The organism is Janthinobacterium sp. LS2A (assembly GCF_036543145.1).
In the GTDB taxonomy this organism is placed as follows: Bacteria; Pseudomonadota; Gammaproteobacteria; order Burkholderiales; family Burkholderiaceae_D; genus Janthinobacterium; species Janthinobacterium aestuarii.
The window spans coordinates 14,176-39,805 of sequence record NZ_JAZHPB010000008.1; the positions used below are offsets into that span (position 1 = coordinate 14,176).

Here is a 25,630-nt window from a genome sequence, read left to right on the forward strand (position 1 = left end):
GTATATGAAAGCATCTGAACTCCGCGGCAAGGACCAGCCAGCTCTGCAAAAAGAGCTGAATGACCTGTTGAAGGCACAGTTCGGCCTGCGCATGCAAATCGCTACGCAGCAGCTGAGCAACACTTCGCAGCTCAAGAAGGTACGCCGCGATATCGCGCGTGTGAAGACGGTAATGAATCTGAAGGAAGCCAAATGAACGAACCAGTGAAACAGTCGCTCAAGCGCACGCTGATCGGTAAAGTGGTTTCGGACAAGATGGACAAGACCGTTACCGTTCTGATCGAGCGCCACGTAAAACATCCTTTGTATGGCAAGATCATCATGCGCTCGAACAAGTATCACGCGCATGACGAGACCAACCAAGTCAAGGCCGGTGACACGGTCGAGATCCAGGAAGGTCGCCCGATCTCCAAAACGAAGGCATGGACGGTGACACGTGTGGTTCAAGCCGCACCAACCGTTTAAATAAAAACCACCGTTTCGGCGGTGGGTTTTAATTAGTACTTGCAGGCCCGCAAATTGTATGTAATACTTGCGGGCTTCGTTCATGTAACGCCGCAAAGTGTCTGGCCACAGACAGTAGCATTCGCGGTCAGTTGATGTATGAAGGTCATGCACCCAAACAGTGAAGCCCAGCAGGGCGGCTCTGGCGGGACCAAGACTGACCGTGGGTCTACATTGTGTGGATTCTTCGGCTTAAGTTGGGAAAGAGAATACTATGATTCAAACTGAAAGCCGGCTCGAAGTGGCTGACAATACCGGTGCCAAAGAAGTAATGTGCATCAAGGTATTGGGCGGCTCCAAGCGCCGTTATGCTGGCATTGGCGATGTGATCAAGGTAACCGTTAAGGTTGCTGCGCCACGTGGCCGTGTCAAAAAAGGTGAAATTTATAACGCCGTGGTTGTGCGCACCGCTAAAGGTGTTCGCCGCCAAGACGGTTCCCTGGTGAAGTTCGACGGCAACGCCGCCGTTCTGTTGAACGCCAAGCTGGAACCGATCGGTACCCGTATTTTTGGACCTGTCACACGCGAACTGCGTACTGAGAAGTTCATGAAAATCGTGTCCCTGGCACCGGAAGTCCTGTAAGGAGTCGTAATGGATAAGATTCGTAAAAACGACGAAGTCATCGTTCTGACCGGGAAAGACAAGGGCAAACGTGGTGTGGTACAGCAGCGTATCGATGCTGAACATATCGTGGTTGACGGCATTAACATCGCTAAAAAAGCGACTAAGCCAAACCCGATGACTGGCGTAACTGGTGGTATCGTCGATAAGACCATGCCAATTCACGTGTCCAACGTTGCATTGTTTAATGCAGCGACTGGCAAGGCAGATCGCGTGGGTTTCAAAGAAGTGGACGGCAAGAAAGTTCGCATCTTTAAATCCTCCGGCGAAGTAGTGAAGGCTTAAGAAATCATGGCACGTCTCCAAGAATTCTATAAAGAAAAAGTCGTTGCCGACCTGACCAGCAAGTTTGGTTACAAGTCGGTAATGGAAGTTCCACGCCTGACCAAGATCACCCTGAACATGGGTGTTGGTGAGGCTATCGCGGATAAAAAAGTTCTCGAGCACGCAGTTGCTGACTTGACCAAGATCGCCGGCCAGAAGCCAGTGACCACCAAGTCCCGCAAAGCGATCGCAGGCTTCAAAATCCGTGAAGGTTACCCGATCGGTACGATGGTCACCCTGCGCGGCGCTCGCATGTACGAGTTCCTGGATCGCTTCATTACCGTGGCTCTGCCGCGCGTACGCGATTTCCGTGGTGTGAACGGCCGTGCATTTGATGGTCGTGGCAACTACAACATCGGTGTCAAGGAACAGATCATTTTCCCTGAAATCGAATACGACAAGATTGACGCGTTGCGCGGTATGAATATCAGCATCACGACAACCGCTAAGACCGATGACGAAGCCAAAGCTTTGCTCGCCGCCTTTAAATTCCCTTTCAGGAACTGATCATGGCCAAACTGTCACTGATTAATCGTGAGATCAAGCGTGCTGACCTGGTGGCGAAATTCGCCCCTAAGCGCGAAGCTCTCAAGGCCATCGTCGATGACCAATCGAAATCGGAAGAAGAGCGCTACGAAGCTCGCCTGAAACTGCAGGCGCTGCCACGTAACTCGAACCCGACGCGTCAACGTAACCGTTGCGCCATCACTGGTCGTCCGCGCGGCACATTCCGTAAATTCGGTCTGGGTCGTATCAAGCTCCGTGAATTCGCCATGCGTGGTGAAATTCCGGGTATGACAAAAGCAAGCTGGTAATAGGAGAATATGCAATGAGTATGAGCGATCCTATCGCCGATATGCTGACCCGCATTCGCAATGCACAAGGCGTGCAAAAGACGACCGTGGCCATGCCATCGTCGAAAGTCAAAATTGCGATTGCCAGCGTCCTGAAGGACGAGGGTTACATTGAAGATTTCGCTGTTGCCGAAGCTGGTGGCAAAGCGGAACTGAAAATCGGTTTGAAGTATTATGTTGGCCGTCCCGTCATTGAGCGCTTGGAGCGCGTGTCCCGTCCGGGTCTGCGCGTCTACAAGGGTAAAGACGAGATCCCTGTTGTGATGAATGGCTTGGGTGTGGCGATCGTGTCGACTCCGCAAGGCGTCATGACTGACCGCAAAGCACGCGCTACCGGTGTCGGCGGCGAAGTTATTTGCTACGTGGCTTAAGGAGTTACACATGTCTCGAGTAGCTAAAATGCCTATCGTAGTGCCAGCTGGCGCCGAAGTCGCCATCTCCGCACAAGCGATCACCGTAAAAGGCCCGCTGGGCGTACTTTCCCAGGCCCTCACCGGCCAGGTCAAAGTGGAAAACAATGCAGGAACCCTGAGTTTCGACGTGGCGAACGACAGCCGCGAAGCCAATGCCATGTCCGGCACGCTGCGCGCACTGGTCAACAACATGGTTGTTGGCGTCACCAAGGGTTTCGAGAAAAAGCTGAACCTGGTAGGCGTGGGTTACAAGGCGCAAGCTCAAGGCGACAAGTTGAATCTGTCCCTGGGTTTCTCGCACCCTGTAGTGCATGACATGCCAGCTGGCGTTACCTGCGCAACACCAACCCCGACCGAGATCCTGATTAAAGGTATCGACCGTCAACAGGTTGGCCAGGTAGCCGCTGAAGTTCGTGCTTACCGCGCTCCTGAGCCTTATAAAGGCAAGGGCGTTCGCTATGCGGACGAAGTGGTTAAGCTTAAAGAAACCAAGAAGAAGTAATTAGGGGCTGACGATGGATAAGAAAGAATCACGGCTTCGCCGCGGACGCCAAACCCGCATCAAGATTGCGGAATTGAAAGTAAATCGCTTGTCGGTGCATCGCACCAACCTGCACATTTACGCCAACCTGATCAGCCCGGACGCTAAAGTCCTGGTTTCGGCCTCGACGGCTGAAGCGGAAGTTCGCGCTGAACTGGCAGGCCAATCCGGCAAAGGCGGCAATGCCGCTGCTGCAGCCTTGATCGGCAAGCGCGTCGCTGAAAAAGCGTTGAAAGCAGGGATTACCGAAGTTGCGTTTGACCGCTCCGGTTTCCGTTACCACGGCCGTGTGAAAGCGTTGGCAGAAGCCGCACGCGAAGCCGGTCTGAAGTTCTAAGGATCAATCATGGCAAAAATGCAAGCAAAAATGCAAAGCGACAAGCCGGATGATGGCATGCGCGAAAAAATGATCGCGATCAACCGCGTGACCAAAGTGGTCAAGGGTGGTCGTATCATGGGTTTCGCCGCGCTGACCGTAGTTGGTGATGGCGATGGCCGCGTCGGCATGGGCAAGGGCAAATCGAAAGAAGTGCCAGTTGGCGTGCAGAAGGCAATGGAAGAAGCCCGTCGCAACCTGATCAAAGTACCGCTCAAAAACGGCACCTTGCATCACACGGTTGTTGGTCGTCACGGCGCCTCCAAGGTCCTGATGAACCCAGCTAAGCCTGGTACTGGCGTTATCGCTGGTGGCGCAATGCGCGCTATCTTCGAAGTGATGGGCGTGACGGACGTGGTGGCGAAATCCACCGGTTCGAACAACCCATACAACCTGGTACGCGCTACGCTGGACGGCCTGTCGAAAATGAGCACTGCTTCCGATATCGCTGCCAAACGCGGCAAGTCGGTCGAAGACATTCTGGCTTAAGGTGGACAAAATGACAAACACAGTCAAAGTGCAATTGGTCAAGGGCTTGATCGGTACGCGCGAATCGCATCGCGCTACCGTGCGCGGTCTGGGTCTGCGTCGTGTAAATTCGGTTTCCGAATTGCAAGACACCCCATCCGTACGCGGCATGATCAATAAAGTATCGTATCTCGTTAAAGTTGTCGGGTAAGCCTTCGGGCTTACACGAACGGAGCAAATCATGGAATTGAATACTATTGCACCAGCCGAAGGCGCTAAGCACTACAAGCGTCGCGTCGGTCGCGGTATCGGCTCCGGCCTGGGTAAAACCTCGGGTCGTGGTCACAAAGGTCAGAAATCGCGTTCGGGCGGCTTTCATAAAGTCGGTTTCGAAGGCGGTCAGATGCCTCTGCAACGCCGTCTGCCTAAGCGCGGTTTCAAATCGATGCACGCAACCTTCAAAGCTGAAGTGCGCCTGTCCGATCTGAACAACCTGGCTGTTGGCGATGTCGACATTCTGGTCTTGAAGCAAGCTGGCGTTCTGGGCGTGTTGGCCCGTGACGTGCGCGTGATCTTGTCCGGCGAAATCACCAAAGCGGTGAATTTGAAGGGCTTGAAAGTGTCCGCTGGCGCGAAAGCAGCCATCGAAGCAGCCGGCGGCTCGGTAGCCTGAGTTGACCGCTAACAGCTTGATCGGAGCGAAAATTGGCGACTAATCCACAACTTGCTAAAAGTGCAGCGGCCGGTTTCCCTTGGGGACGGCTCTGGTTTTTGCTTGGCGCATTGGTGGTTTATCGTATCGGTGCTCACGTCCCGGTTCCCGGGATTGACCCGACACAATTAGCCTCGCTGTTCAAGGAGCACGAAGGCGGCGTCCTGGGCATGTTCAACATGTTCTCGGGCGGTGCCTTGTCTCGTTTTACAGTGTTTGCGCTGGGTATCATGCCTTATATCTCGGCCTCGATCATCATGCAATTGCTGTCGATCGTGTCACCGCAGATGGAAGCGTTGAAAAAAGAAGGCGAAGCAGGTCGTCGCAAGATCACCCAGTACACCCGGTATTTCACGGTTGCCCTGGCACTGTTCCAAGCGTTAGGCATTGCAGTCGCACTGGAGTCGCAAGCTGGTCTGGTGTTGGAACCTGGTCTTGCATTCCGCTTCGTGACGGTCGTCACTTTGTTGACCGGAACAATGTTTTTGATGTGGTTGGGTGAGCAAATTACCGAGCGTGGCTTGGGGAATGGCATCTCGATCATCATTTTTGCCGGGATTGCAGCAGGTCTGCCGTCGGCGTTGGGTGGCTTGTTCACTCAGGTGTCGAATGGTTCGATCGGCAGCTTCAGCGCGATTTTCATCGTGATCCTGGTAGCACTGGTAACGTACTTCGTTGTATTCGTCGAACGTGGTCAGCGCAAAATATTGGTCAATTACGCGAAGCGCCAGGTAGGCAACAAGATTTATGGCGGTCAAACCAGCCATTTGCCGTTGAAGCTGAACATGGCCGGCGTGATCCCGCCGATCTTTGCTTCTTCGATCATCTTGTTCCCGGCCACTATCGTGGACTGGTTTTCAAAGGGCGCCGACAACGCTAACCCTGCGGTGCGGTTCTTGAAAGATTTGGCAGCATCGATGGGGCCTGGTGAGCCTATCCATGCGCTGTTGTACGCAGTGGCGATCGTGTTTTTCTGTTTCTTCTATACAGCGCTGGTCTTTAACAGCAAGGAAACAGCGGATAACTTGAAGAAAAGCGGTGCGTTCATTCCCGGGATTCGTCCAGGCGAGCAGACAGCCCGTTACATCGACAAGATCCTGACACGCTTGACACTTGCCGGCGCAGTCTACATCACCCTGGTGTGTTTATTGCCGGAATTTATGCAAGCCCAGTGGAAAGTACCATTCTATTTCGGCGGTACTTCTTTATTGATTATTGTAGTTGTCACCATGGATTTCATGGCGCAAGTACAGAACTACGTGATGTCGCAGCAATATGATTCACTGCTGCGCAAAGCAAATTTCAAGGGCGGAATTCCGACGCGTTAAGCGCGGTAAACATACCGAATGGCAAAAGACGACGTCATACAGATGCAGGGCGAGATTCTTGAGAATCTCCCAAATGCAACATTTCGAGTGAAGCTGGAGAACGGACACGTGGTGCTCGGGCATATTTCAGGTAAAATGCGGATGAACTATATTCGCATTCTCCCTGGAGACAAGGTGACGGTGGAGTTAACGCCGTACGACCTGAGCCGAGCCCGCATTGTGTTCCGTACCAAGTAACACACTGAATCAAACCAAAGAAGCGAAAGAAAGAGCCCAAAAATGAAAGTTCTCGCATCAGTCAAGCGGATCTGCCGCAACTGCAAGATCATCAAGCGCAAAGGCGTAGTCCGCGTTATCTGCGTGGAACCACGTCACAAGCAGCGTCAAGGTTAATCGAGGAATAACAAATGGCACGTATTGCAGGGGTTAATATCCCAAATCATCAGCATACCGTTATCGGCCTGACGGCCATCTACGGTGTGGGCCGTCCACGCGCAGAGAAAATCTGTGCATCGACCGGTGTAGCAACCAACAAAAAGATCAAAGATCTGGATGACAGCGAACTGGAAAAGCTGCGCGATGAAGTAGGTAAATTCATCGTCGAAGGCGATCTGCGTCGTGAACTGTCCATGAACATCAAGCGTTTGATGGATCTGGGTTGCTACCGCGGCATGCGTCATCGTAAGGGTCTGCCTTGCCGTGGCCAGCGTACGCGTACGAACGCACGTACCCGCAAGGGACCGCGTAAAGCCGCTCAATCGCTGAAAAAATAATCCGCTAGGGAATAATTATGGCTAAGTCGCAAAATAACGCCGCATCAGCACGCGTGCGTAAAAAAGTTAAAAAGAACGTCGCTGAAGGCATCGCACATGTCCACGCATCGTTCAATAACACCATCATTACCATCACCGATCGTCAAGGCAATGCCTTGTCGTGGGCTACCTCCGGCGGTGCAGGCTTCAAGGGTTCGCGTAAATCGACCCCATTCGCAGCGCAGGTCGCCGCGGAAGCCGCTGGTAAAGTGGCTGTTGAGTGTGGCGTCAAGAACCTGGAAGTACGTATCAAGGGCCCAGGTCCTGGTCGTGAATCCGCCGTTCGCGCGCTGAACAACCTGGGCATCAAGATCACCGAGATCCAGGACGTGACGCCGGTACCGCACAACGGTTGCCGTCCACCGAAACGTCGTCGTATCTAAGATAGTGTTGCAGAGGGCGCTTCGGCGCCAGCTGCTTTGCTGTCTGTTGTAACTCAGTACAGTTGTGTGAAAACGCTGGAGCAGGGAGCCGGAAACGGTTATACTGCCCGGCTGTTCTTGGCTGTCAAATTCTGTTTGACGGGTTTTTCGTTTTCAGCCACCGTCTGATTGAAACCAAATCAGACTAGCGCCTAACCGCATCAGTGTGTTTGATCATGCATGTGGCTGGGGCGTTATCATTTAAAAAAAGGAAGTATCGTGGCACGTTATATCGGACCTAAAGCAAAACTTTCCCGCCGTGAAGGTACAGACCTGTTCCTGAAGAGCGCACGTCGCTCGCTGGACAGCAAGTGCAAACTGGACGTCAAGCCAGGCCAGCACGGTGTCAAATCCGGCGCCCGCACCTCGGACTACGGTAACCAACTGCGCGAAAAGCAAAAAGTCAAGCGCATGTACGGCGTGCTGGAACGTCAATTCCGCCGCTACTTCGCTGAAGCAGACCGTCGTAAAGGCAACACCGGCGAAACGCTGTTGAAGTTGCTGGAAACGCGTCTGGACAACGTTTGCTACCGCATGGGCTTTGGCTCGACCCGCGCTGAAGCGCGTCAATTGGTCAGCCACAAAGCGTTCACCGTGAACGGTATCGTTGTGAACATCGCTTCGTACGCAGTCAAAGTTGGCGACATCGTTGCTGTTCGTGAAAAATCGAAAAAGCAAGTGCGTATCGTTGAAGCACTGTCGCTGGCTGAACAAGTTGGTATGCCTAGCTGGGTTTCGGTTGATGCCAAGAAAATGGAAGGTACCTTCAAGTCCCTGCCAGAGCGTAACGAAATCGCTAACGACGTCAACGAATCGCTGATCGTCGAGCTGTACTCGCGTTAATAGTAGTCAGTAGCAAGATCTCCGCCCACTTTGCTTTTGTAAAGTGGGCGTTTCACTAATGCCATCAGCCTTATCGGTGTAATGAGCCGAGGGTATTGAAAAGGACATTTCATGCAAAACAGTTTGTTGAAGCCACGTATTATCGATGTTGAAGCTCTCGGTGCAGGTCACGCCAAGGTCGTGATGGAACCGTTCGAGCGCGGCTATGGCCACACATTGGGTAACGCGTTGCGCCGCGTTCTGCTGTCGTCGATGGTAGGCTACGCGCCGACCGAAGTGACGATCGCTGGCGTCGTCCACGAATATTCCTCCCTCGATGGCGTGCAAGAAGACGTCGTCGATCTGTTGCTGAACTTGAAGGGTGTGGTTTTCAAAGTCCACAACCGCGATTCGGTAACCCTGACCCTGAAAAAAGAAGGCGAAGGCGCGATCCTGGCCTCCGACATCGACCTGCCGCATGACGTCGAACTGATCAACCCTGACCACGTGATCGCCCACCTGACCGCTGGTGGCAAGCTGGACATGCAGATCAAGGTTGAAAAAGGCCGCGGCTACGTTCCTGGTAACGTGCGTCGCCTGTCGGAAGACACGAACAAGACCATCGGCCGCATCATTCTGGATGCGTCGTTCTCGCCAGTGCGCCGTGTATCGTACTTCGTTGAATCGGCCCGCGTTGAACAGCGTACCGACCTGGACAAGCTGATCATCAACATCGAAACCAACGGCGTGATCTCGCCGGAAGAAGCGATCCGCCAGTCGGCCCGCGTTCTGGTGGACCAGTTGAATGTGTTCGCCGCCCTGGAAGGCACGGAAGCCGCCGCCGAAGCGCCATCGCGCGCTCCGCTGGTCGATCCTATCCTGTTGCGTCCAGTCGACGATCTGGAGTTGACCGTGCGTTCGGCAAACTGCCTGAAAGCGGAAAACATCTACTACATCGGCGACCTGATCCAACGTTCGGAAAACGAACTGCTGAAAACGCCAAATCTGGGCCGCAAGTCCCTGAACGAAATCAAGGAAGTGCTGGCATCGCGCGGCTTGACCTTGGGCATGAAGCTGGAAAACTGGCCGCCTGCCGGCCTGGAAAAGTAATTCGAAGTTGTAGCAAACTGCCTGGGACAGGTGTCCCAGGCTTTTATTTTTGAAGTACCAAACCGGTCCGCGATGAAACCCTGGTTTCATTGATCGAAGAACTGGATTTAAACTCACTACCGAAAGGATTTACCATGCGTCACGGTCACGGCCTCCGTAAACTGAATCGTACCTCGTCCCACCGTCTGGCAATGCTGCGCAACATGACAGTATCGCTGCTGCGTCACGAAGCGATCAAAACCACCCTGCCAAAAGCAAAAGAACTGCGCCGCGTTGTCGAGCCAATTCTGACCCTGGGCAAAACCGACTCCCTGGCAAACAAGCGTCTGGCCTTCAACCGCCTGCGCGACCGTGAAATGGTCGTCAAGCTGTTCGCTGAACTGGGCCCACGTTTCGCCAACCGTAACGGTGGTTATGTGCGTATCCTGAAAATGGGTTTCCGCGTCGGCGATAACGCTCCTATGGCGTTCGTTGAACTGATGGATCGTCCAGATACGACCGAAGCAGTTGAAGTTGCTGGCGAGTAATCCCAGTAGCCGCTTCAAGAAAAGCCAGGCCTAGCCTGGCTTTTTTGTTTTCTGCTGCAGCTATCCTTGCTGCGGTGTACTATTCTTCTTTCGCGCCGGCCCTGCAGCCACTGCACGCCCCGCGCGTCTCTTGTTGAATGGCACAGCTGATGCCGCAGAAAAAGGTCGTTCATGTCCCGTTTCCCCTCCAGCGCCACCGCGCGCGCCGCTCCCCTACGTCAACTGTTGCTGTGGTTTGCCACCAGCTTGCTGCTGGCCATGGCCGTCTTTGGCGCCAATCAAGCCCGTGCCGACGATGAATTCCTCGATCCCGAGCTGGCCTTCAAGTTTTCCGCCCGCATGCAGGATCCGTCCACCATCGCCGTCACCTATGTGATCGCCGATGGCTACTATATGTACCACGAGCGCTTCAAGTTCGAGGCCGTGGGCGCCAAACTGGGCACGCCCGTGTATCCGGCTGGCAAAGTCAAGTTTGACGATACTTTCCAGAAGAACGTGGAAACGTTCCGCAAGACGCTGACCATCACGATTCCCGTGGAAGCGGCCGGCGCGTTCATCCTGAAGGCGACGGGCCAGGGCTGCTCCGACAAGGGCCTGTGTTATGCGCCGCAGGATGCCACGGCCCAGCTGGTGGGCGGTGGTGGCGGCCAGAGCATGGCGCCGGGCGGCTTGCCATCGAAATTCGCCTTGCCGGCAGCTCCCGCAGTCGACACGGCGGCTGTCAATGGTCCGCAGGCGCAAGCGTCGCCTGGCGTGTCCGTGATGAGCATTCCCCAAGCGGACATTACCAGCACGCCCGAGCCGGTGGCGGCGGCCCCTGCGGCGGCAAGCGCCGCGCCCGCGCAAAGCGAAATGGGCAAGATCGAAGCGGCACTGAAGGGCGGCAAGCTGCTCGTCATCGTGCCCCTGTTCATGCTGCTGGGCCTGGGCCTGGCCTTTACGCCGTGCGTGCTGCCGATGGTGCCGATCTTGTCGTCGATCATCATCGGCGATGGCGCCAAGGTCAGCCGCTCGCGCGGTTTGCTGCTGTCGCTGACCTATGCGCTGGGCATGGCCATCGTCTACACGGCGCTGGGCGTGGCGGCCGGTCTGGCGGGCGAAGGCCTGGCCGCGCAACTGCAAAACCCATGGGTGCTCGGTTTCTTTGCCCTGCTGATGGCGGGCCTGGCCCTGTCGATGTTCGGTTTTTATGAGCTGCAAGTACCCGCTTTCCTGCAAGGCAAGCTGACGTCCGTGTCGAACCAGCAATCGTCGGGCCGCCTGGCGGGCGTGTTCGTCATGGGCGCCATTTCCGCCCTGATCGTGGGGCCATGCGTGGCCGCGCCGCTGGCCGGCGCCTTGCTGTACATCAGCCAGACACGCGACGTCGTCATCGGCGGTAGCGCCCTGTTCGCCATGGCCGTGGGCATGAGCGTGCCGCTGCTGCTGGTGGGCGTGTCGGCCGGCACCTTGTTGCCGCGCGCGGGCGCGTGGATGGATGCCGTCAAGCGCTTCTTTGGCGTGCTGCAGCTGGGCGTGGCCTGGTGGCTGGTCTCGCCCGTGCTGCCGGGCGCCGTGCAGATGCTGGGCTGGACGGTGCTGTTCGTCGGCTACGGCATGTACCTGCTGGTGGGCAAGAGCGGCGCGAAGAACGCCTGGGTCGCCAAGGCCTTCGGCCTCGTCTTTGCCGTGCTGGGCGCGATGCAATTGGTGGGCGTGGCCAGCGGTGGCCGCGACCCGCTGGCGCCGCTGGCGCACCTCGGTGGTGGCCAAGTGCACGCGCAACCATTTACGCGTGTAAAGACAGTGGCGCAGCTCGATGCGGCGTTGGCACAGCTGAACGGCAAGCCGGCCTTGCTGGACTTTTATGCGGACTGGTGCGTGTCGTGCATCGAGATGGAAAAACTGACCTTCGTCGACCCCGCCGTGCGCGAGAAGATGGGGCAAGCCGTGCTGCTGCAAGTGGACGTGACGGCCAATGATGCGGACGACAAGGCCATGCTGAAACGTTTCCAGCTGTTCGGCCCGCCGGGCATCATCATGTTCAATCCACAGGGACAGGAAATCGCCCAGTCGCGCGTGATCGGCTTCCAGAACGCGGCCACTTTCCTGACCTCCTTGCGCAAGCTGGAGGAGTAGGGCGGGTTAGCCCGTCAGGGCGTAACCCGACACCACCGCACACGTCAACAAGGTTGTCGGATTACGCGGCGTTCCGCCGCTAATCCGACCTGCGCTCAGCCTGCTTTATGGTGCGCACCATGACCACGATGGTGGCCGCGCATTCCACCATCTTTGCCACCAGGCACACTGTCGTCAAACACTTTCTTTTGCTCTGGCGTCAGCACGGCGTAGAACGTTTTCAGCGAGGCCAATCGGCTTTCCTGGTCGGCGATGCGTTCCTTCGACATGGTGATCCATTGTTCCATGCGTTCCGGCGCCGACAGCTTGGCCATCGCTTCGCGCTTGGCTTTCCAGTCGCCCATCGGTTTTTTCGGCGCATTGGCGGCCGTGAACGTGGCCCAGGCCGGTTCCTGGGCGGCCGTCAGCTTCAGCTTGTCGTGCAGGCGGGCCTGGTACTTGGCCATGCGTTCGGCGGGGTTGCCGCCGCGGTGCTGGCCGCGCTGGCCTTCGTGTTGCATCTTGGTGCTGGCGGCAGGCGCGCTGGCGGCCGCTTCCTGGGCGTGAACGGTCAGCGATGCCGCACCCATGCCGAGTACGCTCATGGCGATGATCAAATTCTTGCGTAAAGTCTTCATTGAGGCGTTCATCTGGATTCCTTTGTAAAGTGAGGGATGTACATGTTGCTGCACATGAATCCATGTTGGACTCGCCATGTTTCCCCGAAGTGTCCGCTGCCAGACAGTTTGTATCTATATGTTTCTTCGGGTCTTCTATATACAAGACGATACAAATGCGTTGTGCAAGGCCGGGGGAAGTGGGGATAATTCGTACCATGGAACCCACTTCTACAATTCTCATCGTCGACGATGACCGCGATATCCGCAGCTTGCTGGCGGACTACCTGGAAACGAACGCCTACCGCACCCTGGGCGCGGCAGATGGCACGGCCATGTGGAAAATCCTCGATGAAACGCGGCCCGATCTGATCGTGCTCGACTTGAACCTGCCCGGTGACGACGGCCTGACCTTGTGCCGCAAGCTGCGCGCCCAATCGACGGTGCCGGTGATCATGCTGACGGCGCGCAATGAACCGCTGGACCGCATCCTGGGCCTGGAAATGGGCGCCGACGATTACTTGCCGAAACCGTTCGAGCCGCGCGAATTGCTGGCGCGCATACGCAGCGTGCTGCGCCGCAGCCATGCCATGCCGTCGAACGTGCCGTCGGACAAGGCGCAGCAAATCCGCTTTTCCGGCTGGACCCTGGACTTGACGGCGCGCCACCTGCTCAATCCCAGTGGCCTGGTGATCATGCTGTCGGGCGCGGAATTCCGCCTGCTGCGCGTCTTCCTCGAGCACCCGAACCGCGTGCTCAACCGCGACCAGCTGCTGAACCTGACGCAGGGCCGCGACGCCGATCCGTTCGACCGCTCGATCGATATCCAGATCAGCCGCCTGCGGCAAAAACTCGGCGAAGATGCCCGCTTGCCGCAAATCATCAAGACCGTGCGCAACGGCGGCTACGTGCTGGCCGGCCAGGTCAATGTGGAGCCGCACGCGTGAAGGCCTTCCTGGGCTCGATGACGGGCAGAGTCTTCGTGTTTTTGCTGATCGGCATCGTCGCTTCGGCCGCGCTGACGCAGTGGCTGGCCGTGGGCGAACGCCAGCGCGCCATCGAGCAATACCGCGATTACCACGCCGTCGAGCGGGCCGAGCAGCTGGTGATGGCGGCCGACGTGGTGCCGCTGGCCTCGCGCGCCGCCTACCTGAAGGTGGCCAACAAGGGCAGCGTGCGCCTGGAATTGCGTCCCGATGTCGAGCATGTACCGGGCAAGCCGACGGAATTTTCCACCGCCCTGCAAGCCAAACTGGGTGAAGGTTTCAAGGTCAGCGCGCTGGCCGAACGCCCGGCCGCCTGTATCGAACCGCGCAAATCACCGGGCATGTTTTCCGCCAAGCCATGGGGCGGCACCTGCGAAAACCTCGACGTGCGCATGCAGGATGGCCACGTGCTGCGCCTGATGGTCTTGCCGCCGCGCCAGCAGCCGCCGTTCAATGAACATAACGACTGGATGACCTTGCTGCCTTTCCTGATCAGCATCGCCATCCTCGCCTACCTGGTCACGCGCATGACCATGCGCCCGCTCAAGCAGCTGGCGCAGGCGGCGAAAGACCTGGGCAACGACATCAACCATCCGCCGCTGACCCTGTCGGGTGCCAGCGAAATCCGCCAGGCCAGCGCCGCCTTCAATGCCATGCAGGCGCGCATCCGCCAGCATATTTCCCAGCGAACACAGATGCTGGCCGCCATCACGCACGACTTGCAAACGCCGCTCACGCGCTTGCGCCTGCGCCTGGAAAAAGTGGCCGATACGGAATTGTATGACCGCCTCGTGGGCGACCTGTCGGCCATGCAAAGCATGGTCAAGGAAGGACTGGACCTGGCCCGCTCGATGGACAGCACGGAAGCGATGCAGGCGCTCGATCTCGATTCCCTGTTGGATAGCGTCTGCTCCGACGCGGCCGATGCCGGCCAGAATGTCACCTTGGCCGGGCAAGCCAGCATGGCCCTGATGGCGCGCCCGATCGCCATGCGGCGCTGCCTGGTGAACCTGATCGACAATGCCGTCAAATATGGCCAGTACGCGCAAGTGACCGTCGAGCGCATCCCCGGCGCCGCGCGCATCCGCATCCGCGATGGCGGGCCGGGCATTGCGCCAGATCAGCTGGCCAAGGTGTTCGAACCGTTTTACCGTATCGAGACGTCGCGTTCGCGCGAGTCGGGCGGCACGGGCCTGGGCCTGACCATCGCGCGCAATATCGCCGAGCAGCACGGCGCCACGGTTTTGCTGTCCAATCACGTCGACGGTGGACTGGAAGTCACCCTCATCGTGCCAGAGTATTACGCAGGAAAGTGAGCATTTCCGTGCGACAATATTGTGCTTTATGCCCCCTGGCAACTACTACATTCAACCTGCAGCCCTGCGCTGCGACAGCGTGACAGAACAATGAAAAAGACTAGTCTGGCAATCCTCGTGGCTGCGGCCCTGTGTATCGGTGGCGGCATCTGGTATTTCACTCATCCGTCCGGCGCGGCGGCCGGTGGACAGGATGGCAAAGGGGGCAAGGGCGGACAGGCGCCGACGACGGTGAGCGTGGTCGCGCCCGTGCGGGAGGATGTGCCGATGGTGCTGCAAGCCAATGGCAGCGTGATGCCGATCAGCAGCGTCGACTTGCACCCGCAGACGACCAGCACGATTACCAAGGTGCATATCCGCGAAGGCCAGTTCGTCAAGCAGGGCGAGCTGATGTTTACGCTGGACGCGCGCAGCGAGCATGCGAATGTCGACAAGGCGCAGGCGCAAGTCTTGCGCGACCGCGCCTCGGTGCAGGACTTCGAGCGCCAGCTCAAGCGCAACCAGGATTTGCTGAGCAAGAATTTCATTGCCCAGGGCGCTGTCGATACCCTGCAAAGCCAGCTCGACGCGGCACGCGCCTTGCTGGCCGCCGACCAGGCCGCCTTGCGCGCCGCCCAGGTCGATTCCAGCTACACCGTCCTGCGCGCGCCGCAGGCGGGCAGGGTGGGCGCCATCAATGTCTATGCGGGCAGCCTGGTGCAGCCGACCACGTCGCTGACCAGCATCACCCAGCTCGACCCGATCGACGTGGTCTTCACCTTGCCGGAAAGCAGCTTGTCCGGCTTGCTGGCGGCGCAAAAGGCGGGCGAGGTGCCTGTCAAGGCGCTGTTGTCGGACGCGGGCGGCAAGCAGCTCGATGGCAAGCTGAACTTTATCGACAATGCCGTCGATCCCGCCACGGGCGTGATCAAGATCAAGGCCCGCTTCAATAATGGCGGCACCGATTTGTGGCCAGGCCAGTACGTCAATACGCAGCTGACCGTGCGCACTCTCAAGGATGCGCTGGTGATCCCGCAAAATGCCATCATCACGAGTACCGCCGGCACGTTTGTGTACTCGATGGAAGCGGACAGCACGGCCAAGATGCGCAAGATTGCCCGCGTGTATGCATTTGGACCGAATGCCGTCGTCACCGGCCTGGCCGGCGATGAAAAAGTCATCGTCGATGGCAAGCAGAATTTGCGTCCGGGTAGCAAGGTGCGCCTGGCGGAAAAACACAAGGCTGCCGATGGCGCCGCCGCAGCACAGGGCAAGCCAGCATGAACCTGTCCGAACTGAGCATCCGCCGCCCCGTCATGGTGGTGCTGCTGTCCCTTTCCATCATCCTGGCCGGCGTGCTGGCCTACCTGCAAATTCCCGTCGCGGCTTTGCCGAGCTACAACACGCCCGTCATCAACGTGAGCGCCGACCTGGCCGGTGCCAGCCCGGAAACCATGGCTTCGTCGGTGGCCTTGCCGCTGGAAAAACAGTTCTCCACCATTTCCGGCCTCAGCCTGATCACGTCCACGAGTACGCTGGGCAATACCTCGCTGACCCTGGAGTTTGACGCCAGCATCAATGTCAATGAGGCGGCCGTCGACGTGCAGGCGGCCCTGCTGCGCGCGCAGCGCCAGCTGCCGACGGAAATGACGGACTTGCCGTCCTACCGCAAGGTCAATCCGGCCGATGCCCCGGTGCTGTTCATCCAGATGACGTCGCCCTCGCTGAACTTGTCGGACCTTAACGATTATGCGGAAAACCTGATCGCGCCGAGCCTGTCGACCTTGCCCGGTGTCGCCCAGGTCATCGTCAATGGCCAGAAACGCTTTGCCGTGCGCGTGCGCGCCCGTGCCGACCTGATGAATGCGCGCAACCTGACGATGGACGAGCTGGCCATTGCCTTGCGCACCTCGAACACGAACTCCCCGCTGGGCATCCTTGACGGCCCCAGCCAGACCCTGACCATCCAGGGCAATCCGCAAATGATGAAAGCGGCCGATTTTGCCGAGCTGATCGTTGCCAGCCGCAACGGCCAGCCCGTGCGCCTGAAAGACGTGGCCGAGGTGGAAGACAGCTTTCAATCGATCAAGGCCGTCGGCAGTTTCAATGGCGAGCGCTCGATCAGCCTGATGGTGCAGCGCCAGCCGGACGCCAACACCGTGCAAGTGGTCGATGGCGTGCGCCGATTGCTGCCAGGCTTCAAGGAGCAATTGCCGCAGTCGATACAGATCAGCCTGGTCAACGACCGTTCGCTGTCGATCCGCGAAGCCATCCACGACGTGAATCTGACCCTGGCCCTGACGGTGGTGCTGGTCGTGCTGGTGATCTTTTTGTTCCTGCACCGCGCGGCCGCCACCTTCATTCCGGCCGTCACCATGCCGATCTCGCTGCTCGGCGCCCTGGCCCTGCTGTACTGGCTTGGCTACAGCCTCGACAACGTATCCCTGCTGGGCATTACCCTGGCCGTCGGCCTCGTCGTTGACGATGCCATCGTGGTGCTGGAAAACATCGTGCGCCATATCGAGATGGGCAAGAAACCGATACGCGCAGCGCTCGAAGGGGCGAAAGAGATGGGCTTTACCATCATTTCGATTTCCGTCTCGCTGGTGGCCGTGTTCATCCCCATCTTCTTCATGCCGGGCGTGATCGGCTTGCTGTTCCATGAGTTCGCCGTTGTCGTCTCGCTGGCCGTGCTGGTGTCCGCCATTGTGTCGCTGACCCTGGTGCCGATGCTGGCCAGCCGCTTCCTGCCTGCCGACTCGCGCGAGCACAATGACAGCGACCCGAGCCATGGCGAGAAAACCTTTATCGGCCGCCATTTCGAAGCGGGCTTCACGGCATTGCGCAACGGCTATGTGCATCTGCTCGACAAGGCCCTGGCGCACCGCAACGTGGTGCTGTTCGTTGCCGTGTGCACCTTTGCGCTGACGGTGCTACTGTACGCGACCATTCCGAAAGGATTCTTCCCCGAGGAAGACCTGGGCCAGATCCAGGTGAATACGGAAGCGTCGGAAGACATCTCATCTGCGGCGCTGCAGGATTTGCAGGCGCGCGTGGCGGCCGTGCTCAAGGCGGACCCCAGCGTGCAGGACGTGACGTCGTTCGTCGGCGGCGGCAACACGGGCCGCATGTTCATGGTCTTGAAGCCGCGCAGCGAGCGGCCGAAAATGCCCGTGGTGCTGGAAAACCTGCGCCGCGCGGCGGGCACCGTGCCGGGCATGGCCGTGTATTTCCGGCCCGTGCAAAACTTGCAGCTGGGCGGGCGCCAGAGCAAGAGCCGCTACCAGTACACCCTGCAAAGCGTCAGTCCCGACGCCCTGAATGACTGGGCGGAAAAGTTTATTGCCGGCATGCGCACGGACCCCGCCTTCCGCGACGTTACCAGCGATTCGCAGATCAAGGGCTTGCAGGCGTCGCTGAGGATCGACCGCGACAAGGCCAATCTGCTCGGCGTGCAAATGTCCGATATCCGCACGGCCCTGTACAGCGCCTTTGGCGAGCGGCAAGTGTCGACCATCTATTCATCGGCTGCCAGCTATTACGTGATCCTGGAGGCGGCCACGGCCGACCGCCAGTATGACGATGCGCTCACGCGCGTGTCCGTGCGCAGCAAGACGGGCGAACTGGTGAAACTGTCGAGTATTGCCTATGTGGAACGCACGATCGGGCCCACGTCCGTCAACCACCAGGGGCAGTTGCAGGCCGTCACCATCGCCTTCAACCTGGCGCCGGACGTGCCGCTGGGCATCGCCACGGGCAAGATCGATGCGATGGCCAAGGACATGAGCTTGCCGGCCTCCATCATCACGCGCTATGGCGGCGACGCGGCCGTGTTCCAGAGCTCGCAGGCTAGTCAGATCATCCTCATCATTGCCGCGCTGGTCGTGATCTATGTGCTGCTCGGCGTGCTGTATGAAAGCTATATCCACCCGCTGACCATCCTGGCCGGCTTGCCATCGGCGGCCGTGGGCGCGCTGCTGACCCTGCGCCTGTTCGGCATGGACCTGACCATGATCGCCATCATCGGTATCCTGATGCTGATCGGTATCGTCAAGAAAAACGCCATCATGATGATCGACTTCGCCCTGCATGCGCAGCGCAACGAAGGCATGAGCCCACCTGAGGCCATCCGCCAGGCGTGCATTCTGCGTTTCCGTCCCATCATGATGACGACGGCGGCAGCCCTGATGGGCGCCTTGCCTATCGCCCTGGGCCTGGGCGCCGGCGCCGAGCTGCGCCAGCCGCTGGGCCTGGCCGTGGTCGGCGGATTGCTGTTCTCGCAAGTGATTACCCTGTTCATCACTCCCGTCATCTATTTATTCCTAGACAAGTACAGCGGCACGGGGCCGATGACGGACGAGCAACTGGTGGCGCTCGACAACAAGGCTTGAGTACGTGAGCACTTGCGTGACCCGTGACCGGCGTCTCCTTCCTGCGTGAATGGGGCGCCGGTTTTGTATGGGCAGTGATACATACGGTAACAACCGTCAAGGGAGGGCTCGGGTACTCTGGTCAGCGCTGCAAGGAATGTCGCTATCCTGTACGCTTCGGGTTGGAAAGGCCGAGGAAGTGTTCCCAAAAGCAAGGGACTCTGGCACTATGGCTGCCCTGTAATGTTATTTCTTCGCTACACAGAAAGCACGATTCATTTTGCATGACACGACCCATTTGTTGGCTGCCGATTCCGATGTTTGCCCCACCTGCGGGCAAGTGATCCAGCCACCACCGGCCTACGGGTCCAGGACCAGCACGACGCGCAAGGTGGCGCTCGGCGTGTCCGTCTTGCTGCACGTGCTGCTGGCGGCGTATGTCCTGTTGCGCGGCGACACGATCGAAAAGATTCCGCCGCCGAAGAAGGAAAGCGCGATGGTCTACATCGCGCCGCTGAAAGACAAGCCGCAACCGAAGCCGCAACCGAAGCCCACACCAAAACCGAAGGACACGAAAGTGGCCAAGGTGAAACCGCCGCCGGCCCCGAGCAAGCGCGTGGTGACAAAAGACGTGCCGCGCGACAAGCCGAAACTGGAAACCTACACGCCGCCGCTGGTATCGAAAGTGCCGTTGCCGCCGCCGCCGGCTGAAGACATGAGCTCGATGATCGAGCAGCGCCGCAAGCAGCGCGAGGCGCAGAACCCCACGCCGCCGGCCGAGGAAAGCGAAAACGACCGCGCCATGCGCGTGGCCAAGGCGAATATCGCCGGCGCCCAGGGACGCAATTCGGGCAGCGACCGCGAGGATTCGGGCGGCGTGTTTTCCATCGTCAACCAGACCTCGTTCAGCGCGGAAGTCAAGTTCAAGGGCTGGAATGGCAACTTCAAGCGCAATTGGCTGAAGCAGGAAAAAGTCGAACTGGGCAATGAACCCGATATCGAATCGGCCATCATCAAGAAGATGATTCAGCTGATCCGTGCCGAAAAACCTGGTGATTTCGTGTGGGAATCGCGGCGCCTGGGGCGTAACGTCAACCTCAGCGCCAGGGTGGAAGACACGGCCGAGCTGACGGCGTTCCTGCGCCAGGAATTCTTTTCCGAGAAGCGCTCTGGGCCGGGACGGCGCTAGGCGCCAGGACGCGCTGCAATAAAAAAAGGCTGCGTCGTGTGAACGGGCAGCCTTTTTTACGCAGCGTTGATCTCGATCAAGCCGGTTTGTCGGTTCCCGCTTCCGGCTCGACGTCGTCTTCCATCTCGATCAGTTCGACCATCTGGGCCGCGCCGTCTTCGCTGATGCCGGCCAGTTCCATGATCTTGTCATTGGCTTCGTCGATGCCGACTCTTTTCAGAGCCGAGAACAGTTGCACAGTGAACGGGAAGCCAACGCCGTCTTCATCCACGTAGCTGTCGAGCTTGGCTTTCGCCTGGCGCAAGGCATTCACGGATTCGTTGCGGTTCAGCTTATCGACTTTCGTCAGGATGCAGTGGATCGGTTTGCCCGTCGGGGCGAACCATTCCAGCATCTGGATGTCCAGGTCGGTGAACGGGCGGCGCGAATCCATGATCAGGATCAAGCCGGCCAATTGTTCGCGGCGCTGCACGTAGTCGCCCAGCAGGCGCTGCCAGTGCAATTTGGCCGAGCCCGATACTTCCGCATAGCCGTAGCCCGGCAAGTCGACCAACAGGCATTCGATCTCTTCGACGATGGTGGCATCCTTGCGGTGCTGCGCCACATGGGCGCCGCCGATGGAGAAGTAGTTGATGTGCTGGGTACGGCCAGGTGTCTTGGAGGCGAACGCCAAGCCTTTCTGATTACACAAGATGTTGATGGCGGTCGATTTACCGGCATTGGAGCGGCCGGCAAAGGCGATTTCCGGCACCGTGGTATCGGGCAGGTCACGCAATTGGTTGACGGTCGTAAAGAAGCGGGCTTGCCAGAGTTTTGACATGGGAGTAGTAAAGCAACAAAAGGGAGCGATAAGGGAGCGATAACGCCAAGAAGCTATTGTACAATAAGGGGTTGTTTATTGTTGCCGGCGTAGCAGCGATGCGGCTTGCGGCCCTGAAAATAAAGCAAAAATCCACAGGGCGCGGCAATGTCCACCACTAATTTCTCACTGTCTCAGGGTGCCTGAATGAATCGTGCGTTTTCACCGTTGTTCAAATCCATGCTGCTCGCTTTGCTGGCTGTATCGGCAACTGCCTCTGCGGTCGAAGCACCGAAACCGGCCGTCAAGGCTGACGCTGCCAAGGGCGCTACCCTGTACGCCGATGGCGATGCGGCGCGCGGTCTGCCTGCCTGCGTCTCCTGCCATGGCGCGGCCGGCAATTCGACCATCACGGTCAATCCGAAGCTGGCCGGTCAGCACGAAAGCTATATCTACAAGCAATTGGTCGACTTCACGACGCCGCAGCGCAACCAGCCCGTCATGACGACGTACGCGAAGATGCTCAGCGACGCCGACAAGAAGAATATCGCTGCCTACCTGGGCACGCAGCTGTCCAAGCCGGGTGCCGCGAAAAACAAGGATACGATCGACCTGGGCAAGAAAATCTACCGTGGTGGCATTGCTTCCAAGCAAGTTGCAGCCTGCGCCAGCTGTCATGGCGCGACGGGCAATGGCATTCCCGTCCAGTATCCGCGCATCGCCGGCCAGCATCAGGATTACACGGTGGCCCAGTTGACGATGTTCCGCAGCACCAAGGCCGATGCCCGCAAGAACAGCGCGGAAATGCACACCATCGCCGCCCGCATGTCGGATGACGAGATCGCCGCCGTGGCCGATTATATCGCCGGCCTGAAGTAAGTTTTCATAGTGGCAAGAGATTGCCAGGCGCAGCAGCGCGCGTGAACAAGGGCGGCCGTCTCAACGGGCTGCCCTTTTTCATGGTAGGGGCCAAACAGGAGTATGCTGCCGCCTTGCGCGGAGAAACACTCTGCTCCATGCCTACATTTTCTTGAAGATTGCATATCCCGTATGAGTATCCACGTATGAGCACAGGCACGACCGGAATCGAGTTAAAGACCCAACGCCGCAGCCTGGCTGAATTCGTCGAGCTGGTCTCGTCGATGCGCTTTGCCATCAGCCTGCTGACCCTGATCGCCGTCGCATCGATCATTGGCACCGTGCTCAAGCAAAACGAGCCCATGCCCAATTATGTCAACCAGTTCGGTCCGTTCTGGTTCGCCGTTTTCGACAAGCTGAGCCTGTATTCCGTGTATTCGGCCTGGTGGTTCCTCGTGATCATGGGTTTCCTCGTCGCCTCGACCTCGCTGTGCATCGTGCGCAATGCGCCGAAGATGCTCAAGGACATGCGTAGCTGGCGCGAAACCGTGCGCGAGCAATCGTTGCGCAATTTCCACCACAAGCTGGAATGGCAGGTGCCGCTGCCGCGCGCCGTGCTGGCGCAGCAGATGGTGATGCGCCTGAAAGACGCCGGCTATGCGGCCAAGGTGGTCGAGAAGGACAACGCCACCCTGGTGGCGGCCAAGCGTGGCGCGGCCAATAAATGGGGCTATATCTTTGCCCACGGCGCCATCGTCATCATCTGCGTGGGCGGCTTGCTCGACTCGGAAATGCCGATCCGTGTGCAACAGTGGTTCTTCGGCAAGACGCCATTTGCCGGCAGCGGCGTGATCGCCGACATTCCCGCCCAGCACCGTTTGAGCCTGTCGAATCCTACGTTCCGCGGCAATACCATGATTCCGGAAGGTTCGTCGAGCAACACGGCCATCATTCCCCAGGCCGACGGCGTGCTGATCCAGGATCTGCCCATCACCATCCTGCTGAAAAAATTCCACATCGATTTCTACAGCACGGGCATGCCCAAGCTGTTCGCCAGCGATGTGGTCGTCACCGATCATGAAACAGGGAAAAGTTTCCCAGCGACCATCAAAGTCAACCAGCCGCTGCTGTACAAGGGCCTGGCCCTGTACCAGTCCAGCTTTGAAGATGGCGGCAGCAAGCTCAAGTTGACGGGTTTTCCCATGACGGGCAAGACGACGAAACGTTTCGATATCGGCGGCGAAGTGGGCGGCAGCACGCCGCTCGAGCGCAGCGATGGCAATTCCTACACAGTGGAATGGTCGGGTTTCCGTCCGTTCAACGTGGAAAACCTCAGCGCGGGCCAGGATGTGCGCGCCGTCAGCAAGGCGGAAAGTTTCAACGAGAAATTCTCCGTCGGCCTGGACAAGCGCCTCGGCTCGGCCGCGAAGAACGCGAACAACAAGGATCTCAAGAACGTCGGCCCCTCGGTGCAATACAAATTGCGCGACAAGACAGGCCAGGCGCGCGAGTACCAGAACTACATGCAGCCCGTCACGGTCGATGGCACGACGGTGTTCCTGGCCGGCATGCGCGTCAACCCCAGCGACCCGTTCAGCTATCTGCGCATTCCCGCCGATGACAATTACAGCGTGAACGAATGGATGCGCTTGCGTGCCGCGCTGCAAGATCCGGCGCTGCGCCAGCAGGCGGCCACGCGCTATGCGGCGCGCGCCATGCCACAGGCGGGCGCGGAAGCCTTGCGCGGCCAGTTGCAGGAATCGGCCGCGAAAAGCCTCGGCATCTTTGCCGGCAATGGGCAAGAGGGCGGTTTCCTCGCCATTTCGCGTTTCCTGGAGAAAATTCCTGCCGCTGAGCAAGAAAAAGCGGCCGACATCTTCATGAAAATCTTGAATGGCAGCCTGTGGGACTTGTGGCAGGCGGCGCGTGCCCAGGACGGCTTGAAAGCCATCGAGGCCGATGACAAGCATGGCCGTTTCCTGCAACTGGCGACGAATGCGCTGTCCGACAGCTTCTTCTATGGCGCGCCCGTGTATCTGCAACTCGACGACTTCACGGAAATCAAGGCATCCGTGCTGCAAGTGACGCGTTCGCCAGGCAAGAGCGTCGTCTACCTCGGTTGTCTGTTCCTCGTGATCGGCGTATTTTCCATGTTCTATATCCGCGAGCGCCGCCTGTGGGTGTGGATCAAGGATGGCGAGGGCGGCAGCGAGGCCTTGATGGCCATGAGCACGCAACGCAAGACCCTGGATTTTGAAAAAGAATTTGAGAACTTGAAGGCAAAGCTGCCGCAATCGGCGTAAGCTGCGCTGAGTTGGATTGGCTGAGTTTCGGGACGCTGCAGCGCCGCCGGGAATGGAGAAAATGATGGAATTGGCAAACAAGCAAATATATACGCAGGAACCAGGATTTTTCAAGCGCCTGAGCCTGATCGATTGGCTGTATGGCGCCGGCTTGCTGGCCGCCTCCCTGTTCGGCCTGATGCGTTTTGGCGCCTTCATGGATATCTATGAAAAAGCCATCCTGCTGGCCGCGGCGCCCACGTTCGCGTGGCTGGGGTGGTACTGGAAGCCCGTGCGCTGGCTGATCCCCGTGGCGGCCGTGCTGTCGCTGTTCGCCATCGAGCTGTATGCGGGCCACCTGGAGATGGCGAACCAGAAATTCTTCCTGAAATACATCTTGTCGAGCCAGTCCGCCATCCTGTGGATGGGCACGCTTTTCGTGCTGTCGACCCTGTTCTACTGGATCGGCCTGGTGGCGCGCTCGGAATTCGGCTCGTCCGTCGGTTCCCTGCTGTGCTGGGCCGGCGTCGTGCTGGGCCTGACGGGCATGCTGGTGCGCTGGTACGAGTCTTACCTGATCGGCGCCGACGTGGGCCACATCCCCGTATCGAACCTGTATGAAGTGTTCATCCTGTTTTCCCTGATCACGGCCATGTTCTACCTGTACTACGAGCAGCATTACGCGACGCGCCAGCTGGGCGCCTTCGTCATGCTGGTCATTTCGGCGGCCGTCGTGTTCCTGATGTGGTACACGGTCACGCGCGACGCGGCCGAAATCCAGCCGCTGGTGCCGGCCCTGCAAAGCTGGTGGATGAAAATCCACGTGCCGGCCAACTTCATCGGCTACGGCACCTTCGCCCTGTCGGCCATGGTGGCTGCGGCCTACCTGCTCAAGTCGAGCGGCTACCTGGTCGACCGCCTGCCGTCGCTGGAAGTGCTCGACGACGTCATGTACAAGGCTATTTCCGTCGGCTTCGCTTTCTTTACGGTAGCGACCATCCTGGGCGCCCTGTGGGCGGCCGAAGCATGGGGCGGCTACTGGTCGTGGGATCCGAAAGAAACGTGGGCGCTGATCGTCTGGCTCAACTATGCAGCCTGGCTGCACATGCGCCTGATGACGGGCTTGCGCGGCCGCGTCGCCTCGTGGTGGGCGCTGGTAGGTTTGCTGGTGACGACGTTTGCTTTCCTGGGCGTCAACATGTTCCTCTCCGGCCTGCATTCTTACGGCAAACTTTAATGACAGAAGCGTCATGAACGGCCCGGAAAAACTGGTGTAAGGTATATCCAATCACCTTTTTCCGG

General features: G+C 58.5%; 31 protein-coding genes. 29 read left to right on the forward strand and 2 right to left on the reverse strand.

The window, feature by feature from the left end; all coding sequences use genetic code 11:
- The first annotated feature begins 4 nt into the window (after positions 1-4).
- From rpmC to dsbD, 21 genes are all read left to right on the forward strand, one after another.
- Positions 5-196, forward strand: a complete 192-nt coding sequence (rpmC, locus tag V3C40_RS21195) for a 50S ribosomal protein L29 (RefSeq protein ID WP_010394412.1) — start codon at positions 5-7, stop codon at positions 194-196.
- Positions 193-465 carry a 30S ribosomal protein S17 gene (gene rpsQ / locus V3C40_RS21200; protein ID WP_010394415.1) on the forward strand — a complete coding sequence of 91 codons (273 nt, stop codon included), beginning with the start codon at positions 193-195 and terminating at the stop codon, positions 463-465. The genes rpmC and rpsQ overlap by 4 nt, the downstream gene beginning before the upstream one ends.
- A 253-nt stretch (positions 466-718) precedes the next feature.
- On the forward strand, positions 719-1,087 hold the full coding sequence (gene rplN, locus V3C40_RS21205; RefSeq protein WP_008444317.1) for a 50S ribosomal protein L14: 369 nt from the start codon (positions 719-721) through the stop codon (positions 1,085-1,087).
- Positions 1,088-1,096: 9 nt separating this feature from the next.
- The gene (gene rplX, locus V3C40_RS21210; protein WP_034753204.1) at positions 1,097-1,411 is read left to right on the forward strand and encodes a 50S ribosomal protein L24; all 315 of its coding nucleotides are present in this window, start codon (positions 1,097-1,099) and stop codon (positions 1,409-1,411) included.
- Positions 1,412-1,417: 6 nt separating this feature from the next.
- Positions 1,418-1,957, forward strand: coding sequence for a 50S ribosomal protein L5 (gene rplE / locus V3C40_RS21215; RefSeq protein WP_010394421.1), 540 nt, complete (start codon positions 1,418-1,420; stop codon positions 1,955-1,957).
- A gap of 2 nt (positions 1,958-1,959) precedes the next feature.
- Positions 1,960-2,265 carry a 30S ribosomal protein S14 gene (gene rpsN, locus V3C40_RS21220; RefSeq protein WP_010394423.1) on the forward strand — a complete coding sequence of 102 codons (306 nt, stop codon included), beginning with the start codon at positions 1,960-1,962 and terminating at the stop codon, positions 2,263-2,265.
- 14 nt (positions 2,266-2,279) lie between these two features.
- Complete coding sequence (rpsH, locus tag V3C40_RS21225) at positions 2,280-2,675, forward strand: 30S ribosomal protein S8 (RefSeq protein WP_034753208.1); 396 nt, start codon at positions 2,280-2,282, stop codon at positions 2,673-2,675.
- 10 nt (positions 2,676-2,685) lie between these two features.
- Positions 2,686-3,219: a 50S ribosomal protein L6 gene (gene rplF / locus V3C40_RS21230; RefSeq protein ID WP_034778281.1), complete on the forward strand. Its 534-nt coding sequence runs from the start codon at positions 2,686-2,688 to the stop codon at positions 3,217-3,219.
- Between the two features lie 13 nt (positions 3,220-3,232).
- On the forward strand, positions 3,233-3,595 hold the full coding sequence (rplR, locus tag V3C40_RS21235) for a 50S ribosomal protein L18 (protein WP_010394431.1): 363 nt from the start codon (positions 3,233-3,235) through the stop codon (positions 3,593-3,595).
- 9 nt (positions 3,596-3,604) lie between these two features.
- Positions 3,605-4,123, forward strand: coding sequence for a 30S ribosomal protein S5 (rpsE, locus tag V3C40_RS21240; protein ID WP_010394433.1), 519 nt, complete (start codon positions 3,605-3,607; stop codon positions 4,121-4,123).
- Between the two features lie 10 nt (positions 4,124-4,133).
- Positions 4,134-4,313, forward strand: coding sequence for a 50S ribosomal protein L30 (gene rpmD / locus V3C40_RS21245; RefSeq protein ID WP_010394435.1), 180 nt, complete (start codon positions 4,134-4,136; stop codon positions 4,311-4,313).
- A 30-nt stretch (positions 4,314-4,343) separates the two neighbouring features.
- Positions 4,344-4,775, forward strand: coding sequence for a 50S ribosomal protein L15 (gene rplO, locus V3C40_RS21250; RefSeq protein WP_034753211.1), 432 nt, complete (start codon positions 4,344-4,346; stop codon positions 4,773-4,775).
- Between the two features lie 32 nt (positions 4,776-4,807).
- Entirely contained in the window at positions 4,808-6,142 is a 1,335-nt protein-coding gene (secY, locus tag V3C40_RS21255; protein ID WP_010394438.1) for a preprotein translocase subunit SecY, read from the forward strand.
- Positions 6,143-6,160: 18 nt separating this feature from the next.
- Positions 6,161-6,379: a translation initiation factor IF-1 gene (infA, locus tag V3C40_RS21260; RefSeq protein WP_005663428.1), complete on the forward strand. Its 219-nt coding sequence runs from the start codon at positions 6,161-6,163 to the stop codon at positions 6,377-6,379.
- Between the two features lie 42 nt (positions 6,380-6,421).
- On the forward strand, positions 6,422-6,535 hold the full coding sequence (rpmJ, locus tag V3C40_RS21265; RefSeq protein WP_010394471.1) for a 50S ribosomal protein L36: 114 nt from the start codon (positions 6,422-6,424) through the stop codon (positions 6,533-6,535).
- 14 nt (positions 6,536-6,549) lie between these two features.
- Positions 6,550-6,915, forward strand: a complete 366-nt coding sequence (gene rpsM, locus V3C40_RS21270; protein ID WP_046681666.1) for a 30S ribosomal protein S13 — start codon at positions 6,550-6,552, stop codon at positions 6,913-6,915.
- Between the two features lie 17 nt (positions 6,916-6,932).
- The gene (gene rpsK, locus V3C40_RS21275; protein WP_010394475.1) at positions 6,933-7,337 is read left to right on the forward strand and encodes a 30S ribosomal protein S11; all 405 of its coding nucleotides are present in this window, start codon (positions 6,933-6,935) and stop codon (positions 7,335-7,337) included.
- A gap of 258 nt (positions 7,338-7,595) precedes the next feature.
- A complete protein-coding gene (gene rpsD, locus V3C40_RS21280; protein ID WP_010394478.1) occupies positions 7,596-8,219 on the forward strand; it encodes a 30S ribosomal protein S4 in 624 nt (207 codons plus the stop codon).
- A 111-nt stretch (positions 8,220-8,330) separates the two neighbouring features.
- Positions 8,331-9,308 (forward strand): DNA-directed RNA polymerase subunit alpha, encoded by a 978-nt coding sequence (locus V3C40_RS21285; protein WP_008444343.1) that lies wholly within the window; start codon positions 8,331-8,333, stop codon positions 9,306-9,308.
- A 134-nt stretch (positions 9,309-9,442) separates the two neighbouring features.
- Positions 9,443-9,835, forward strand: a complete 393-nt coding sequence (gene rplQ, locus V3C40_RS21290; protein WP_034753219.1) for a 50S ribosomal protein L17 — start codon at positions 9,443-9,445, stop codon at positions 9,833-9,835.
- A gap of 171 nt (positions 9,836-10,006) precedes the next feature.
- The gene (dsbD, locus tag V3C40_RS21295; RefSeq protein ID WP_331778452.1) at positions 10,007-11,953 is read left to right on the forward strand and encodes a protein-disulfide reductase DsbD; all 1,947 of its coding nucleotides are present in this window, start codon (positions 10,007-10,009) and stop codon (positions 11,951-11,953) included.
- A 95-nt stretch (positions 11,954-12,048) separates the two neighbouring features.
- Here the strand turns inward: dsbD and V3C40_RS21300 are convergent, their stop codons facing one another.
- Complete coding sequence (locus V3C40_RS21300; protein ID WP_331778453.1) at positions 12,049-12,582, reverse strand: Spy/CpxP family protein refolding chaperone; 534 nt, start codon at positions 12,580-12,582, stop codon at positions 12,049-12,051.
- A 185-nt stretch (positions 12,583-12,767) separates the two neighbouring features.
- Here V3C40_RS21300 and V3C40_RS21305 point away from each other — a divergent pair, with 185 nt between their 5' ends.
- From V3C40_RS21305 to V3C40_RS21325, 5 genes are all read left to right on the forward strand, one after another.
- Positions 12,768-13,496 (forward strand): response regulator, encoded by a 729-nt coding sequence (locus V3C40_RS21305; protein WP_034753223.1) that lies wholly within the window; start codon positions 12,768-12,770, stop codon positions 13,494-13,496.
- Positions 13,493-14,851, forward strand: a complete 1,359-nt coding sequence (locus V3C40_RS21310) for an ATP-binding protein (protein ID WP_034753225.1) — start codon at positions 13,493-13,495, stop codon at positions 14,849-14,851. The genes V3C40_RS21305 and V3C40_RS21310 overlap by 4 nt, the downstream gene beginning before the upstream one ends.
- Positions 14,852-14,941: 90 nt before the next feature.
- A complete protein-coding gene (locus V3C40_RS21315; protein WP_331778454.1) occupies positions 14,942-16,114 on the forward strand; it encodes an efflux RND transporter periplasmic adaptor subunit in 1,173 nt (390 codons plus the stop codon).
- Positions 16,111-19,221, forward strand: a complete 3,111-nt coding sequence (locus V3C40_RS21320; protein WP_034753227.1) for an efflux RND transporter permease subunit — start codon at positions 16,111-16,113, stop codon at positions 19,219-19,221. The genes V3C40_RS21315 and V3C40_RS21320 overlap by 4 nt, the downstream gene beginning before the upstream one ends.
- A gap of 259 nt (positions 19,222-19,480) precedes the next feature.
- The gene (locus tag V3C40_RS21325) at positions 19,481-20,389 is read left to right on the forward strand and encodes a hypothetical protein (protein ID WP_331778455.1); all 909 of its coding nucleotides are present in this window, start codon (positions 19,481-19,483) and stop codon (positions 20,387-20,389) included.
- Positions 20,390-20,465: 76 nt separating this feature from the next.
- Here V3C40_RS21325 and yihA read toward each other — a convergent pair whose 3' ends face one another.
- Positions 20,466-21,209, reverse strand: coding sequence for a ribosome biogenesis GTP-binding protein YihA/YsxC (gene yihA, locus V3C40_RS21330; RefSeq protein ID WP_034753234.1), 744 nt, complete (start codon positions 21,207-21,209; stop codon positions 20,466-20,468).
- A gap of 186 nt (positions 21,210-21,395) precedes the next feature.
- Between yihA and V3C40_RS21335 the strand changes: the two genes are divergently transcribed.
- From V3C40_RS21335 to ccsB, 3 genes are all read left to right on the forward strand, one after another.
- Entirely contained in the window at positions 21,396-22,067 is a 672-nt protein-coding gene (locus V3C40_RS21335) for a c-type cytochrome (RefSeq protein WP_035824033.1), read from the forward strand.
- Between the two features lie 185 nt (positions 22,068-22,252).
- Complete coding sequence (locus V3C40_RS21340) at positions 22,253-24,349, forward strand: cytochrome c biogenesis protein ResB (protein WP_331778456.1); 2,097 nt, start codon at positions 22,253-22,255, stop codon at positions 24,347-24,349.
- 64 nt (positions 24,350-24,413) lie between these two features.
- Positions 24,414-25,565, forward strand: coding sequence for a c-type cytochrome biogenesis protein CcsB (gene ccsB / locus V3C40_RS21345; protein WP_034753239.1), 1,152 nt, complete (start codon positions 24,414-24,416; stop codon positions 25,563-25,565).
- Positions 25,566-25,630 lie beyond the last annotated feature (65 nt).

Excerpts from the sequence above, each read along its gene's own strand:
- rpmC (WP_010394412.1), top strand. The coding sequence starts at position 5 with ATGAAAGCATCTGAACTCCGCGGCAAGGACCAGCCAGCTCTGCAAAAA.
- rpsQ (WP_010394415.1), top strand. The coding sequence starts at position 193 with ATGAACGAACCAGTGAAACAGTCGCTCAAGCGCACGCTGATCGGTAAA.
- rplN (WP_008444317.1), top strand. The coding sequence starts at position 719 with ATGATTCAAACTGAAAGCCGGCTCGAAGTGGCTGACAATACCGGTGCC.
- rplX (WP_034753204.1), top strand. The coding sequence starts at position 1,097 with ATGGATAAGATTCGTAAAAACGACGAAGTCATCGTTCTGACCGGGAAA.
- rplE (WP_010394421.1), top strand. The coding sequence starts at position 1,418 with ATGGCACGTCTCCAAGAATTCTATAAAGAAAAAGTCGTTGCCGACCTG.
- rpsN (WP_010394423.1), top strand. The coding sequence starts at position 1,960 with ATGGCCAAACTGTCACTGATTAATCGTGAGATCAAGCGTGCTGACCTG.
- rpsH (WP_034753208.1), top strand. The coding sequence starts at position 2,280 with ATGAGTATGAGCGATCCTATCGCCGATATGCTGACCCGCATTCGCAAT.
- rplF (WP_034778281.1), top strand. The coding sequence starts at position 2,686 with ATGTCTCGAGTAGCTAAAATGCCTATCGTAGTGCCAGCTGGCGCCGAA.
- rplR (WP_010394431.1), top strand. The coding sequence starts at position 3,233 with ATGGATAAGAAAGAATCACGGCTTCGCCGCGGACGCCAAACCCGCATC.
- rpsE (WP_010394433.1), top strand. The coding sequence starts at position 3,605 with ATGGCAAAAATGCAAGCAAAAATGCAAAGCGACAAGCCGGATGATGGC.
- rpmD (WP_010394435.1), top strand. The coding sequence starts at position 4,134 with ATGACAAACACAGTCAAAGTGCAATTGGTCAAGGGCTTGATCGGTACG.
- rplO (WP_034753211.1), top strand. The coding sequence starts at position 4,344 with ATGGAATTGAATACTATTGCACCAGCCGAAGGCGCTAAGCACTACAAG.
- infA (WP_005663428.1), top strand. The coding sequence starts at position 6,161 with ATGGCAAAAGACGACGTCATACAGATGCAGGGCGAGATTCTTGAGAAT.
- rpmJ (WP_010394471.1), top strand. The coding sequence starts at position 6,422 with ATGAAAGTTCTCGCATCAGTCAAGCGGATCTGCCGCAACTGCAAGATC.
- rpsM (WP_046681666.1), top strand. The coding sequence starts at position 6,550 with ATGGCACGTATTGCAGGGGTTAATATCCCAAATCATCAGCATACCGTT.
- rpsK (WP_010394475.1), top strand. The coding sequence starts at position 6,933 with ATGGCTAAGTCGCAAAATAACGCCGCATCAGCACGCGTGCGTAAAAAA.
- V3C40_RS21285 (WP_008444343.1), top strand. The coding sequence starts at position 8,331 with ATGCAAAACAGTTTGTTGAAGCCACGTATTATCGATGTTGAAGCTCTC.
- rplQ (WP_034753219.1), top strand. The coding sequence starts at position 9,443 with ATGCGTCACGGTCACGGCCTCCGTAAACTGAATCGTACCTCGTCCCAC.
- dsbD (WP_331778452.1), top strand. The coding sequence starts at position 10,007 with ATGTCCCGTTTCCCCTCCAGCGCCACCGCGCGCGCCGCTCCCCTACGT.
- V3C40_RS21300 (WP_331778453.1), bottom strand. The coding sequence starts at position 12,582 with ATGAACGCCTCAATGAAGACTTTACGCAAGAATTTGATCATCGCCATG.
- V3C40_RS21305 (WP_034753223.1), top strand. The coding sequence starts at position 12,768 with ATGGAACCCACTTCTACAATTCTCATCGTCGACGATGACCGCGATATC.
- V3C40_RS21315 (WP_331778454.1), top strand. The coding sequence starts at position 14,942 with ATGAAAAAGACTAGTCTGGCAATCCTCGTGGCTGCGGCCCTGTGTATC.
- V3C40_RS21320 (WP_034753227.1), top strand. The coding sequence starts at position 16,111 with ATGAACCTGTCCGAACTGAGCATCCGCCGCCCCGTCATGGTGGTGCTG.
- yihA (WP_034753234.1), bottom strand. The coding sequence starts at position 21,209 with ATGTCAAAACTCTGGCAAGCCCGCTTCTTTACGACCGTCAACCAATTG.
- V3C40_RS21335 (WP_035824033.1), top strand. The coding sequence starts at position 21,396 with ATGAATCGTGCGTTTTCACCGTTGTTCAAATCCATGCTGCTCGCTTTG.
- V3C40_RS21340 (WP_331778456.1), top strand. The coding sequence starts at position 22,253 with ATGAGCACAGGCACGACCGGAATCGAGTTAAAGACCCAACGCCGCAGC.
- ccsB (WP_034753239.1), top strand. The coding sequence starts at position 24,414 with ATGGAATTGGCAAACAAGCAAATATATACGCAGGAACCAGGATTTTTC.